The sequence below is a fragment of the Aliiglaciecola lipolytica E3 genome (genome assembly GCF_000314975.1).
GTDB lineage: Bacteria > Pseudomonadota > Gammaproteobacteria > Enterobacterales > Alteromonadaceae > Aliiglaciecola > Aliiglaciecola lipolytica.
Genome location: NZ_BAEN01000038.1, coordinates 24945 through 38656, shown reverse-complemented (window position 1 = coordinate 38656; position 13712 = coordinate 24945). Strand labels below are relative to the sequence as shown.

The following is a 13712-nucleotide window of genomic DNA, read 5'->3' as shown; positions in this document are numbered from 1 at the left end:
TATGTCATTTAATTGGAAAATGAGTTCTGAGGACGTTTTTAGTCAGGGACCCGTTGTACCTGTTTTAGTGATTAAAGATATTGAGCATGCAGTACCTGTAGCAAAAGCTTTAATTAAAGGTGGGATAAAAGTTTTAGAAGTGACGTTACGTACTGAAATCGCTTTGGATGTGATTAAAAAGATAGCAGCAGAAGTGCCTGAAGCTATTATAGGTGCTGGTACCGTTACTAATGAAGCTCAGTTAAAGCAAGTAGAAGAAGCGGGGGCTATTTTTGCAATTAGTCCTGGGCTTACAACAAGTCTATTAGAAGCGGGTAAACGTTGTTCTATCTCACTAATTCCTGGCGTGGCTTCTATTTCAGAATTGATGACCGGTTTAGATATAGGTTATACGCATTTTAAATTTTTCCCTGCAGAAGCTTCTGGTGGAATCAAAGCGCTTAAATCCATTGGTGGACCATTTCCTGATATCACTTTTTGCCCCACTGGCGGTATCGGTCCTAATAACTATCTAGATTATTTGGCGCTTTCTAATGTGAAGTGTGCGGGTGGTTCATGGTTAGTGCCAGATGACGCAGTAGAAGCTGGTGATTGGGACCGTATTACAGAATTGGCTAAAGCGGCAGTTGAAGGTGCTAAAACACTAGCAAAATAGAAGTAAACAAAATTGCCACTATTAAAAAGCTTGTATTAACTACAAGCTTTTTTTATGTTTGAATGACACAGTGTTAATGCCTATCGAACAAATCTGGATGCAATTTTAATCGCGTTTGAATAATGTTTAGTCTTATACCCAACATTATTGCAGCACTGGTTAAGCCACAGATAAAGCCAATCCAAAATCCTGACGCCCCCAACGCAGGAACAATTACATTGGTTAACGCCAATAAAATTCCTACCGGAAGTCCAATGCCCCAATAAGCAAAAAACGTGATAATAAACATTGCGGTCGTGTCTTTATATCCGCGCAATGCGCCAGCTGAAATAGCCTGTACTGAATCTGACAACTGAAACATAGCGGCGAGGGTCATTAAACTCATCGCTAACTCAATTACTTGCTGATTTTCCGTGTATAACATTGAGATCTGTTGTTTAGCTAATATGGTTATACAGGCTGTGACACAAGCAATAGAAAGACCGAGTATAATGGCTGTTTTTGCAGCTAGGCTAGCACCGGCTTGATCTTGTTTTCCCCAAAAGTGACCCACACGGATAGTGGTTGCCATCCCTAAACTTAAAGGAAACATGAACATGAGAGCAGAAAAATTTAACGCTATTTGGTGTGATGCGACGGTCAAAGGACCTAACGGAGACAGCAATAAAGCAACCACGCCAAATAGTGTCACCTCAAAGAGCAATGTTAATGCTATGGGCAATCCCAATTTTAAGGTGGTGAGTATTTCGTTTAAATTGGGTAATGACCAACTGTGAAATAAATTACTTTGAATACGTTTAGAAAAGTGAATGTACAATGCCGTGCTTATAAACATGGCGCAAAACACTAAACTGGTTGCTAAACCACTGCCCACTCCGCCCATCGCAGGAAGCCCCAATTTACCATAAATCAAAATATAATTTGCGGGTATGTTAACAATGAGACCCAGTGCCATTATCAACATTGTGGGTTTGGTAAAAGATAACCCTTCGCAATAGTTTCTTAAAATTTGATACCCAGCAAAGGCAGGAGCAGAAATCACAATGTACTTTACATAATCGGTCGTTATTGTGCGTAATTTAGCTTCCATATCAATTAAAGAAAACCAATATTCAACAAAAAACACGCTCAGTGCAATGACTATTGATACTGGAATAATTAGGTATGCGGCCTGATGCACAGTATGTGCTGCTTTGTTTGTTTGTCCGGCACCGTGTAATTTGGCAACAATAGGAGGGATAGCCATGGCTAAGCCTTGCACGAAGCACAATATGGGAATGGTAATGCTAAATCCAATCGCTACTGCCGCCATATCGGTAGCAGAAAACCTGCCGGCCATAATAGTGTCAGAGACTCCCATTAATGTTTGGGTAATTTGAGCGATAAGTAGTGGCCAGCCGAGATGAATAAGCTGTTTTAATTCAGTTTTAAAATTTGTCAAAATAATTGGATCTTAACTTTACTACCTTTAGGCAGGTTTGTTTGGTCTTCATCAAGCAGGATATAACAATTAGCATTCGCTATTGAGGTCATTATTCCTGAACCTTGACTTCCATTTGGTGTAACCCAAAACTCTCCATGTTCGTCTTGAGTTGCTATACCTCTTTGGAAGTCTGCTCGTCCTGCGCGTTTGAAAATAGGAGATGAACAAGTCGCATTGAGAACCCATGTTGGAACGCTAGTACGTCCAGTCATTTTGTTTATTAACGGGGTTACCAATTTTTCAAAGGTGACGTATGAGGAAACTGGGTTTCCGGGCAACCCGCAAAATAAAGTTTGCTTAATTTTGCCAAATGCGAAGGGTTTGCCAGGTTTAATAGCGACTTTCCAAAAATCAATTTGGCCTATTTGATTTAAAACGTGTTTAACAAAATCAGCATCTCCAACCGAAACACCCCCGCAGCTTAAAATGATATCGGCTTGTTCACTTGCTTCGGTGAATACTTCAGCAATTTTTTCAGGGCTATCTTCTATTATCCCAAAATCGATTATTTGTACATTTAATTGCTGCAACAAGCCGTGCAATGCAAAGCGATTACTTTCGTATATTTGCCCATCTTGTAGCGGATTTCCGGGTTGTACTAGTTCATCACCAGTCATAACAATGGCCACTTTTATACGACGGAACACTGTCACACTGACTTCGCCAACTGATGCTAAGAGCGCCAAATGCGCACTGGTTAGTTTTTCACCTGACGCTATGATTTCTTGATTATATTGAATGTCTTCTCCGGCACATCGTACGCTGACGCCGGCCGAAATGTCTTGTGTTAATGTGATACTTTGCTCGTCAGCCTTGACGTTCTCTTGCATCATGACCGCGTTCGTACCTGCGGGTAATATTGCGCCTGTAGTGATCCTGACACAATGTCCTTGTTTAACTTTTTGAGTAAATGGTTTCCCAGCTAAAGCTTGACCTTGAATAGAAAACGTTGTTCCGCTAGGCAATTCATTATCAACGTAAAAAGCATAGCCATCCATCGCTGAATTGTCTTTGGGCGGAACTTGAACTTTGGCTTTGACAGGAATCGCATTAATTCTACCCAAGGCATTTATAATCGGGACGTCTTCATATTCGTCAATGACAGAACATTGCTGCAACATATTTGTCAACGCTGTTTCAATAGGCATTAAATTGGGTAGATTTTTGTCACTTTTATTCATTCAGGCGTTTTACAACTATTGGAGGTGAAAGAGGCTGTAATATAACGTGATTTTTATTGGTTACCAAATCAAATAAGGAAATTTAGTTGAGTGAATATGAGTTGAAAAGCCAGCCGCCATTTTCGCTATAAATTGGCGACTGAGAGAGTTAAAACCTTAGTATTTTTCGACTGAATAACCTTTTTCTTTTAAAAGGCTTAAGACACTTTCATCGCCAGCCAAATGCAGTGCGCCAACCAAAATAAATTCATTGTGTTTATCGCCAAATAAACGTTCGATTTTGGGGACCCAGTTTTTATTTCGTTGAACCAGAATTTGGTCATATATTTCAGGGTAATCTTGTTGCATTTCTTCTAGACTCACTTCAGACAGCTTTTGCATGTCACCTTCACGCCATGCTGCTAACATTTTTGGCATAACGTCTGGAATTTTCTTCACATCTTCAATGCTATAGGCAATCATTTCGTCTTCTTTGCCTTTACCCATGGCTGCTAATATCGCCATTTGTTCTTCTGGTTCTTCAAACCATTTAATGTGTTTTTTATCGCCGATTCCTTTCGTAGAATAGTAAACGTCTACTCCAGCACTGTTTACACCCATCATTTGCATTTCAATCAAGGATAAAGTCACAGATAAAAAAACTGGGTTTTAGCGTTGAGAATTGCGCGACTGAAAGATTTCTTTGTTTCAGGTGGGCGTCAAGTGCTTGATAAGTTTCGTCGGATAAAAAGTCTTTGATGGTTTTCCCATCTTGCAACAAAATGTATTTGAGTGATTCTTGTTGAAATTCCGGGCTATTCATTTTCGCCATATCTGACTCAAATACTAATGTGTCAGTGGCCTGATATGCGGTATCAAATTTTTCAGGTAACGGATAATCATTCGCACTTAACAGATGAATTGTTCCTCCAATCAAAACGTGATCATCACCTTTACTGACTTTCCATACGGACGCTGCAAAAAGAGTGGATGTGGGAAAGCTCAACAAAAGTGAAAAGAGTAACGCTCTGTACATAAATATTTTCCTTAAAAAGATTAGCTTTTTGATTATCGCCTTCAATATACACTAATGACGATCAAAGACTTATTCGAATATTGTTATCTGATACAAATTAATTGTGAAGATTAATTGTGTTACAACATTTTTAGAAACAGCTTTTTAGGTTTTAAACAACATAAATCAGTGTTTGAAAAGGGAAGATAAGGCGGAGGTTTTAACTCAACAAAGAAAACAACACCTGCGCTAAAGCAGGTGTTGTTGGTTAGAATAACTAAGTTATAGTGATACTTAGTACTCTGCTAATTCGCTAGGGGTTAAGTACCCATCTTTATTCATATCTAGTTCAGCAAAAACAGCAGACAAGGAAGGATCGCTTGCCGCTTCTTCAACACTAATGCGGCCATCGGCATCAGTATCTAAAATGGCAATTTTGTCTTCTTGAGCATAAACAGTACCGGTAGCTAAAACGAAAGCGCTGATAAGGATAGTCTTTTTCATTTTCATATCTCCATTAAATTTAGTTTTTTAGTAATTGGTATCAATTACTGGTACTCATAAAACAACTTCTAAACTAAACAACAGGTTGTCTGTTGTATGGTTAGGCTATTACACGTACTGTGCCACTTTATGAAATGTGTTATTTAACAATGAGATAGATTAACGATTGAGAGTGAGTAAGAGGAAGTTACAAAGATTCAAGGTGAAAAAACCTTAAAAGTGTGGATGTTAGGTTACACAATATTAACGAGTATTTTAATTACCTTGAAAATCAGAAGGATAGGGTGGTGCGAAAAAGTAACAGCACCCTATCTGCAGTTCATTTAAGTGGCTAATTCACACGGTACAGGTATTACTTATCCATACAGTTTGGTAGGGAGCTAAAATGAAATCTGAGTGATCCAAAATGATTTCATCGCCTGTGATCAAATCCCACCAACAATCTGTACCTATCAGGTTAATGTCTGACATGACAACCGTTTGTTCGACATCGGTAATGTTACTAATACAAAAAATACTTTGACGTCTATCGATACTTTGACGCCAAAAACCAAATAAGTTTTTACCCAGTTGCAATGTAAACTGGGTAGCATTTGGATGGAATGCTTTTTGATTAATACGAATAGCGAGTAGGTGATTTATGCGAGACAAGGCAACACTGTGCTGAGTTGTGTTATCAGCAAGTTGGGATTCTAGTTCAGCCATATTCCAACGACGGCGGTTTATCGAGCGATTTTGACTGGTGTTAGTCACCCTTTCATAATCGTTTCCGGTGGCTAATAAACTATGCACATACAATCCTGGAATGCCTTCTAAAGCAAACATAATTTCATGGGCACAAATAAATCTCTCCATGCCTAAAGTATCAGCCCCTTTAGTCGTACCTTTTAGTGCATCAAACAAAGCAATATTAATTTCATATGGCTTTTGTTTACCACCTGGAAGGGTACGCCAAGACACCATACCGCCGAAACTTTGCATGGTATTTACCAAAGTATTAATTTCATCTTCATTAAGAAGTCCCTCAGCCGGCCGAAGACCAATGCCATCGTGGGAAGCGATGAAATTAAAATAGGTAGTTCCATTTTGTGCAGGCGGCATACTCATTAGCCAGTTCTTCAAATAGGTACAATCGCCCGTAACCAATGTATTGACTAACAGCGGAGGCAATGAAAAATTGTATACTGCGTGTGCTTCATTGGCGTTGCCAAAGTAAGTCAGGTTTTCACGGTTAGGTATATTTGTTTCCGTGATAATAATGCAATCGTTTTGGGCATATTCGATTAGAGTGCGGAGTAAGCGGATGACTTCGTGAGTTTTTTCTAAATTGATGCAAGTTGTGCCTGACTTTTTCCATAAGAATGCAACAGCATCCAATCTGAAAATCCTAACACCATGATCTAAATATTGACGAATAATTAATACAAATGCTGCCAACACTTTGGGGTTTTGAAAATCAAAGTCAACTTGGTCATGACTAAAGGTACACCAAACTTTTTTAATCCCTTCTGCCGTTTTGGTTTCTCGCAACAAATCTGATGTTCGAGGCCTAACAACTTGGGAAATATCATAGTCATCATCTACGGTGAAAAAGAAATCACTGCCGGTACCTTCACATTTAATAAAATTATCAAACCAGGCACTTCTGGAAGAACAGTGATTTATGACTAAGTCTGACATTAGCTTATAATTGGACGAAATCGATTTAATATCTAACCAATTCCCCAAAGATTCATTGACGCTAGAGTAGTCAATTACAGCGAATCCGTCATCGGAACTATACGGAAAGAAGGGGAGGATATGTACTCCATTAATCGTATCTTTCACGTATTTATTCAAGAACTGATGCAAAGTAACTAACGGGCTTTGCGTTTCAGATTCAATACTATCGCCATAGGTAATCAGAACAATGTCTTCTTCGCTCCAATGATTTTGATGAGGTATTGGCATTTGTTTTGTGCTTACCTCATTCAATCGCATTGTGTTAATTAAAGATTTAGCAATCTCCTCACTGCTTTGAGGGATCTCTACTCCTTGATATATCACGTCTAAGTGATGTTGTACTTTTTCACACAGCCACGTATAAGCGTCGGACATTCGCATTACCCCTTACATTTAATATCGATACTCTTCGTAATCCTGTTCGACTGCATCTTTTATGCGATCAAGTATGTCTGGAACAGCACTGATAACTCTGTTCCAACTCGGAATAAATGGTGTCTCCATTGGATTTTCTAAGAAACTTTGCCCAGCTTTCATAATGTTTTGGGCAAACATTTCAACCGCCTTTTCTTCTCTATGAATGTCTAATTCCAGTCCATTCATCAAGGCATCATTGTGATATGTTTCAACAAAATCTAAAGCAATTCGGAAATAGGTTGCCTTTAATGTGCGGAAAGATTCATTTGTAAACGTGAAGCCTTGCGTTGCAAGTTTGCGAAACAATGCTTTGGTAATGTCGATCGACATTTTCGACAAACCACCTTGGTCATTATGCAAAGACAAGTCTTGATGTTTATGATCGTAGGTTTCCGCAATATCCACCTGACACAAACGGTTATGTGAATAGTTTCTATGCATTTCTGACAATACGCCGATTTCTAATCCCCAATCACTGGGTATACGGATATCATTTAGTACGTCGCGTCGAAACGAAAATTCACCGGCAAGTGGATATCTAAAGCTATCCATAAACTCTAAATATTCGTTGTTACCTACTGTGCGTTTTAACGCTCTTAATAATGGGGTAACCAATAACCTTGAAACACGTCCGTTGATTTTGCCATCCGCTACACGAGCATAATACCCTTTACAAAATTCATAGTTGAATTGTGGGTGGGCAACAGGGTAAATCAATTTGGCGAGTAAACTTCGATCGTAGGTTAAAATGTCACAATCATGTAGCGCGATGGATTCAGTGCGTCCCGTCGCCAAAATATACCCCATGCAATACCAAACATTGCGGCCTTTACCTAATTCTTTTGGGGCTAACCCCAACTCAGCTAATTCACTATCGATAGCCTGAAGTCGCGGACCATCATTCCATAGAATGCGATGGTGCTGCGGTAACTTGTCAAAAAATTTAATTGCATGTTGGTATTGTTCTTTTGACGCTCTATCTAAACCAATCACAATCTCATTTAAATAAGGCACCTTGCTAATGTGATTAATAATTTCTGGCATAGCTTCGCCTTCCAGTTCAGAAAACAAACTAGGCAGAAGTAGACCCAATGGACGTTTTTTGGAAAATGCTAATAATTCAGACTCCATTTCTTCAATGGGGCGGTTAGATAGTTGATGTAATGTTGTTGTTATTCCGTTTTGGTAAAAATCAGCCATTTTCTGGCTCCTTTAAAGTTAAATTTAATATATGTTGAAGGCTCTCTGTCCATCCTTCAGGTCCCTCTAGTTGGCTATCAATCACATTTTCTGTGCGTTGAAGTTGAGGGTAATCATTAACTGGAGATTTGATGCGGACAGCAATATCTGCAGCATCAAGCATCGCTGCGTCATTTTGTCCGTCACCTAATGCAATAGAAATCCAATTGGTGTCTGGGTATTGGCGTCGTAACTCTCCGACAAACCAATTTAATGCAGCTCCTTTATCTGTTTCCCCAGAAATATGGATGAAACGTCCACCAATTAGCGTTTTCGCGCCTAGTTGGGTGACACAAGTAATAAATTTTTTCTTTTGTTCTTCGCTACCTAGCCACAGCACAGGTTCACCGTATAATCGATTGGCTGCACGTTTGGCTTGTTCCGGCTCCAAACCAGTAGCGTCACAAATGTCGGATAACGTCATTTTTGCAAAATGAGTAAATTGGCCTTCAAAATCACTTTCTATTTTTTTAAGTAAACTTAGCCAATAACTTTTTTTGGATGTGAAATTGCGTACCCAGTTTTTACCCATCCACTGTGTATTGGCTGGTTTTTTCTTGAAAAATCCGTGGGGAATGTGAATAGCCGCTCCGTTTTCGACAATAAAAGGTCCTTGAATTTTCAATTGCGCTGTTAATTCTTGCATTTCGTCATAGGTTTTACTGGTGTTTGGAATGACAGGAATATTTTGCTCTTTCAAAAATTTAAGCATTTTTTCTGCGGCTTGGTGACTATAAGAATGATGATCCAGTAATGTGCCATCCATATCGGTGAAAATGACAAACTGGTCTCTCATTTTACCCCCTTAGTGTTGATTATTTTTCGGTTTTTATCTAATTCAAATACGACATCACAGGTATCACTTAGTGTAGTTAAACTCTGCTCAGTTAACCTTTGATAGTGTTGGATAAATCGTTGAATCTCAGTAGGAGACATAATTCCACTGTGTTTGCCTGCCGAGTTGTCGGAAGCCAATTTATTAATCAGTTTTTGTTCCTGCTGCAAGCGCCAATCGAACACACATTCAAATGAAGGGGCTTTTAGCATGATCCAAACATCCATCATGTCATATAGTGGAGCATATTCATGTTGCAGTTGCTGGTTAACATATCGTCTCCACTCACCATCAGGGTCTTCAGAAGACTCCAAATTGTTTACTGGTAAAGACAATTGGTCAGCCTTTTGAGCTTTGACTCCCCAACACCATCCTTCCATTAACGTAATATCTACAGGACTTTGAATAATAGGCCATTGTGATTTTTCAAATGGATCATCTGTTGCCTTATTAAACCTTGGAATTGGAAATCCAGTTTTTTGTTGCTGTAAATTGAGTAAAACCTGTTTTAATAAAGCCGTGTCGTGAGTACCTGGTACGCCACGAGTGGCGAGCAGAGGGTGCGTGTTTTTCGCTAACGATTGACGATATTGTTTTGAGTAGTAGAAATCATCTAATGATAAGTTGATGACATTTAGCTGTTTTACTTCAACTAGATAGGTAAGCAATAGTTCAGTTAACGTAGACTTGCCAGATCCTTGACAGCCATTAATGCCAACAAAAATTGGGCCTTTTGCACTACTGTGGTGCAAGTAAAGTTTTTCGGCTAGCGGAATGAACCAGTTTAGCGCAACTTCACTGAAGTTCGCTCCGAGTTGGTGTTTTTCAATAAAGGCATCAAGTAGCCTTTTAGATTCTGGGGTTACCTTCAAAATTTGCCTATTTTAATTAGATATTGAATTGGATTTTTTTCCTTCATCCCATTGAACTTACAACAAACGTGCCAATTTAGTGCTTTTTGTAAAGTAGGGAATATTAATGTTATCGAGTCTAAATAAGCTTAGCAGTTCAGATCTATCTTAAAACATAAAGAATTTGCATTGCACCTAGATTGTGAGTTTTAATGCTTTAATCACAGGTGCTATACTTGCATATTGAGTGATACTCAAAAAGAAACTCCGAGCCTTTTTTTGCTAAGTATTGAATTTCAATATAGGTAAATTAGGCCGCAACTGTTTACGGTTGCCAGGGTTGATCAGGAAACTGATTTGCCTCCCGCTACACATGCGGCAATTTCGTTGTATGTGACTTTGGAAAGGTGTTTAACGTGTTAGAAGATAAATTTGGGCGGCGCTTCCATTACTTGCGGCTGTCTGTTACTGATGTATGCAACTTTAGTTGCGATTATTGTTTACCCGACGGATATCAATGTGATTCTGATCGGGACTTCCTGCGTTTATCCGAAATTCGCCAAATTTGTTCTGGTTTTGCAAAATTAGGAACGCAAAAAATTCGTATAACAGGTGGCGAACCTTCTTTGCGTAAAGACCTGCCTGAAATTATTCAAATAGCTTCTACAACACCTGGAATAAAACAAGTTGCAATCACGACTAATGGCTATCGATTAGCGCAACAAGTTGAGTCATGGTTTAACGCAGGTCTCAATTCATTAAATGTGAGCATCGATAGTCTCGATCCTAGAATGTTTGCAAGTATCACCGGCCATAATAAATTAGATACGATTTTAACCGGGATAAGCCGTGCACTAGAATTAGGTTTAAAAGTCAAAGTGAATGGTGTGTTGATGCGCCAATACAATGATAATGAATTAGAGCGATTCCTAGCTTGGCTTAAAGATACTCCTATTACATTTCGCATGATTGAACTGATGGAAACAGGGGATAACGTTGAATTTTTTAAGCGCAATCATTTATCCGGTGAACCTATTAAACAAAAATTAATTGCACATGGTTGGACTCCTGTTATTCAAGATAAAACAGCCGGTCCCGCGCAAGAATTTTGGCATCCTGATTATCGCGGAAAAATTGGCTTAATTATGCCGTACAGCAAAGACTTTTGTGCGAGCTGTAATCGACTAAGAATAAGTGCTACCGGTAAATTACACCTGTGCTTGTTTGCCGATAAAGGACTTGATATACGTCCATTGTTACAAGATACCGATACGCATTTACTGCAACAACAATTAAAACATTTATTGGGTGACAAAGAAGCCAGTCATTGGCTTGACCAAGGTTTTACCGGTGCAACCAAACATTTGGCGATGTTAGGGGGCTAAACAGTGACTGTTGAAACATTGCCACTTGTCTCTACTCTTGGAGTGATACTGGCTGGCGGTCGCTCTAGCAGAATGGGCGTTGATAAATCGACACTGCAATTGTCAGGAGCGTCATTCTTAGAGCAGGCGATTAAACGATTTTCTGAACTAGGTATAAGCAATTATGTCATTAGCTCAAACAGAATTGACGGCGCGCTGACCGATAGACTACCTCAAATCGGCCCCCTAGGGGCTCTCGATGCGCTCATGCACCGTGCCGATCGATTGGTTGGTGTTGATAGTATCGTGGTGGTGCCGATTGATATGCCACTATTTCCGGCAGACGGGATAAAGCAGCTTTGTGAATATGGCAATGAAAAACAAACCAGTTGTTATTATCAAAATCATCCAATGCCATTTTTTATCTGGTTGGATGCGTGTTTTGCACAAATCCTGACTAAACAAATTGACGCAGGTATTTTGTCAGTAAGAGCCTTACTAGAAAAGTTAAGCGCGAAAGAGTTGAAATATGTAAATGATCAGCAAAGACAGAATTCTTTTTTCAACGTAAATACACCAGAACAAATGCAACAAATTCAAAGTTGGTTGCAAAATTAATTGGTTTTTAAAAACTAATGGAGAACTGATGCCAGCACACAGCAGTTTTAAAGCACTTAATATCGCAATATTAACCGTATCTGATACTCGAGATGAAGATACTGACACTTCCGGTCGTTATTTGGTCGATGCGGCAACATCTGCGGGTCATAAAGTGATAGAAAAACGTATTTGTAAAGATGATAAGTATCAACTTAGAAGTATCGTGTCTAACTGGATAGTATCTAACGATATTCAAGTTGTGATTACCACAGGAGGTACGGGTTTTACTGCCAGAGATTTAACCCCCGAAGCGTTAGAAGTCTTGTTTGATAAACAGATTGAAGGGTTTGGCGAATTATTTCGGCATATCTCATATCAACAAATTGGTACATCAACGGTGCAGTCTCGCGCATTAGCCGGAATGGCAAACGGTACAGCGATATTTTGTTTACCCGGATCAACAGGGGCATGCAAAACTGGCTGGCAGGATATTCTGTGTGAACAATTAAATAGTACTCACAAACCTTGTAACTTTGTGGTGCATTTGAAAGGGGTTAATGTTGAACAGTGTGCAAGCCGAGGATAATGTGAAAAACCCAAAAACGTTAAGCCATGTTGACCAAGATGGACGCGCCAATATGGTGGATGTAACTGAAAAATCAGTTACTCAACGATTTGCAAGCGCATCAGGTTATGTACAAATGCAGCCCGCGACTTTACATATGATCAGTCGTGGTCAACATGCAAAAGGGGATGTGTTTGCGGTTTCACGCATTGCAGGTATTCAAGCAGCAAAAAAGTGCGCGGATTTAATTCCACTATGTCACCCTCTGATGCTTTCAAAGGTGCAAGTAGACTTCTCCGTTGATACACAATTGCAGCGCGTTAATATCTCTGCAACTTGTAAACTAGCCGGGAAAACAGGTGTCGAAATGGAGGCGCTCACGGCTGTTTCAGTTGCAGCGTTAACATTGTTTGATATGTGTAAAGCAGTTGATCCTGAAATGGTTATAGGTGAGATTAAGGTGGACCGAAAAAGCGGTGGGAAAACGGGAGATTGGGTCCGTTCAGAGTCAAATTAATGGTGAAGAAACGTAGATGAAAGTATTATTTTTTGGTCAACTTAGAGAGCAATTAGGTGTTGCTGAATTACCCCTTGATATAGCGCCTTGTTCGGTTAGAGAATTACGTAAGACTTTATCTGCTAAAGGGGAAAACTGGGAATCATTTTTAGCGGCTGACAATTTATTGGTGGCTGTAAATCAAACGATTTGTGACCAGAACTACGAGTTGAGCCAGGATGATGAAATTGCATTTTTTCCTCCTGTTACAGGTGGTTAGGAATGTCTAAAAACATACCACTGATTAGCATTAATATTCAGAAAAACGACTTTGATCACGGACTGGAGTATACGCAACTCAAAGAACACAGTGACCAGCATGGCGCAATAGTTACATTTACAGGATTAGTAAGGGATATGAACCTAGGCGAACAGGTTACTGGTTTATTTCTCGAACATTATCCCGGAATGACAGAAAAGGTTTTGCAAAAACTTGCTGCCGAAGCGGCACAAAAGTGGTCATTGGGAGCAATCACTATCATTCATCGAATAGGTCAACTAGATGTCAATCAACAAATCGTTTTTGTGGGAGTTACTGCAACCCACAGAGGCGAGGCATTTGACGCATGTCAGTTTCTTATGGACTTTTTAAAAACCCAAGCACCATTTTGGAAAAAGGAACAACGAGGCAGCTCAGCACACTGGCTTGACAAGAGATTGTCAGACGAGTTTGCCGCGAAAAAGTGGAAAGAACGATAGTTTAAGCTAGTAAAATTATATTTTTTTCATTCACAATTATCTGCAAT

At 39.5% G+C, this 13712-nt stretch carries 16 protein-coding genes and 1 riboswitch; of the genes, 7 read left to right on the top strand and 9 right to left on the bottom strand.

Annotated features, from left to right (window positions below; all coding sequences use genetic code 11):
* The first annotated feature begins 1 nt into the window (after position 1).
* Positions 2 to 655, top strand: coding sequence for a bifunctional 4-hydroxy-2-oxoglutarate aldolase/2-dehydro-3-deoxy-phosphogluconate aldolase (locus GLIP_RS09410; RefSeq protein ID WP_008844380.1), 654 nt, complete (start codon positions 2 to 4; stop codon positions 653 to 655).
* A 73-nt stretch (positions 656 to 728) separates the two neighbouring features.
* Here the strand turns inward: GLIP_RS09410 and GLIP_RS09405 are convergent, their stop codons facing one another.
* From GLIP_RS09405 to GLIP_RS09370, 9 genes are all read right to left on the bottom strand, one after another.
* Positions 729 to 2096 (bottom strand): MATE family efflux transporter, encoded by a 1368-nt coding sequence (locus GLIP_RS09405; RefSeq protein WP_008844379.1) that lies wholly within the window; start codon positions 2094 to 2096, stop codon positions 729 to 731.
* A complete protein-coding gene (moeA, locus tag GLIP_RS09400; RefSeq protein WP_008844378.1) occupies positions 2093 to 3319 on the bottom strand; it encodes a molybdopterin molybdotransferase MoeA in 1227 nt (408 codons plus the stop codon). The genes GLIP_RS09405 and moeA overlap by 4 nt, the downstream gene beginning before the upstream one ends.
* Before the next feature lie 156 nt (positions 3320 to 3475).
* The gene (locus GLIP_RS22495; protein ID WP_407638158.1) at positions 3476 to 3922 is read right to left on the bottom strand and encodes a TraB/GumN family protein; all 447 of its coding nucleotides are present in this window, start codon (positions 3920 to 3922) and stop codon (positions 3476 to 3478) included.
* A 7-nt stretch (positions 3923 to 3929) separates the two neighbouring features.
* Positions 3930 to 4334: a TraB/GumN family protein gene (locus tag GLIP_RS22490; RefSeq protein ID WP_052154965.1), complete on the bottom strand. Its 405-nt coding sequence runs from the start codon at positions 4332 to 4334 to the stop codon at positions 3930 to 3932.
* A gap of 273 nt (positions 4335 to 4607) precedes the next feature.
* Positions 4608 to 4817: an EF-hand domain-containing protein gene (locus GLIP_RS09390; RefSeq protein WP_008844377.1), complete on the bottom strand. Its 210-nt coding sequence runs from the start codon at positions 4815 to 4817 to the stop codon at positions 4608 to 4610.
* Positions 4818 to 5153: 336 nt separating this feature from the next.
* Positions 5154 to 6914 carry a sugar phosphorylase gene (locus tag GLIP_RS09385; protein WP_008844376.1) on the bottom strand — a complete coding sequence of 587 codons (1761 nt, stop codon included), beginning with the start codon at positions 6912 to 6914 and terminating at the stop codon, positions 5154 to 5156.
* 18 nt (positions 6915 to 6932) lie between these two features.
* Positions 6933 to 8156 (bottom strand): glycosyltransferase family protein, encoded by a 1224-nt coding sequence (locus GLIP_RS09380; RefSeq protein ID WP_008844375.1) that lies wholly within the window; start codon positions 8154 to 8156, stop codon positions 6933 to 6935.
* Positions 8149 to 8991 carry an HAD-IIB family hydrolase gene (locus GLIP_RS09375; protein ID WP_008844374.1) on the bottom strand — a complete coding sequence of 281 codons (843 nt, stop codon included), beginning with the start codon at positions 8989 to 8991 and terminating at the stop codon, positions 8149 to 8151. The genes GLIP_RS09380 and GLIP_RS09375 overlap by 8 nt, the downstream gene beginning before the upstream one ends.
* Positions 8988 to 9902 carry a kinase-like protein gene (locus GLIP_RS09370; RefSeq protein ID WP_008844373.1) on the bottom strand — a complete coding sequence of 305 codons (915 nt, stop codon included), beginning with the start codon at positions 9900 to 9902 and terminating at the stop codon, positions 8988 to 8990. The genes GLIP_RS09375 and GLIP_RS09370 overlap by 4 nt, the downstream gene beginning before the upstream one ends.
* Before the next feature lie 232 nt (positions 9903 to 10134).
* Positions 10135 to 10306: riboswitch (molybdenum cofactor riboswitch) on the top strand.
* On the opposite strand from GLIP_RS09370, the gene moaA reads away from it, so the two are divergent.
* From moaA to moaE, 6 genes are all read left to right on the top strand, one after another.
* On the top strand, positions 10298 to 11266 hold the full coding sequence (gene moaA / locus GLIP_RS09365) for a GTP 3',8-cyclase MoaA (RefSeq protein ID WP_008844372.1): 969 nt from the start codon (positions 10298 to 10300) through the stop codon (positions 11264 to 11266). It overlaps the preceding riboswitch by 9 nt.
* Before the next feature lie 3 nt (positions 11267 to 11269).
* Entirely contained in the window at positions 11270 to 11863 is a 594-nt protein-coding gene (gene mobA, locus GLIP_RS21410; protein ID WP_008844371.1) for a molybdenum cofactor guanylyltransferase, read from the top strand.
* 28 nt (positions 11864 to 11891) lie between these two features.
* On the top strand, positions 11892 to 12431 hold the full coding sequence (gene moaB, locus GLIP_RS09355; protein WP_008844370.1) for a molybdenum cofactor biosynthesis protein B: 540 nt from the start codon (positions 11892 to 11894) through the stop codon (positions 12429 to 12431).
* 1 nt (position 12432) lies between these two features.
* A complete protein-coding gene (moaC, locus tag GLIP_RS09350; RefSeq protein ID WP_008844369.1) occupies positions 12433 to 12927 on the top strand; it encodes a cyclic pyranopterin monophosphate synthase MoaC in 495 nt (164 codons plus the stop codon).
* Positions 12928 to 12943: 16 nt separating this feature from the next.
* Positions 12944 to 13186, top strand: a complete 243-nt coding sequence (gene moaD, locus GLIP_RS09345; protein ID WP_008844368.1) for a molybdopterin converting factor subunit 1 — start codon at positions 12944 to 12946, stop codon at positions 13184 to 13186.
* Between the two features lie 2 nt (positions 13187 to 13188).
* Positions 13189 to 13665, top strand: a complete 477-nt coding sequence (gene moaE / locus GLIP_RS09340) for a molybdopterin synthase catalytic subunit MoaE (RefSeq protein WP_008844367.1) — start codon at positions 13189 to 13191, stop codon at positions 13663 to 13665.
* The last annotated feature ends 47 nt before the right edge of the window (positions 13666 to 13712 follow it).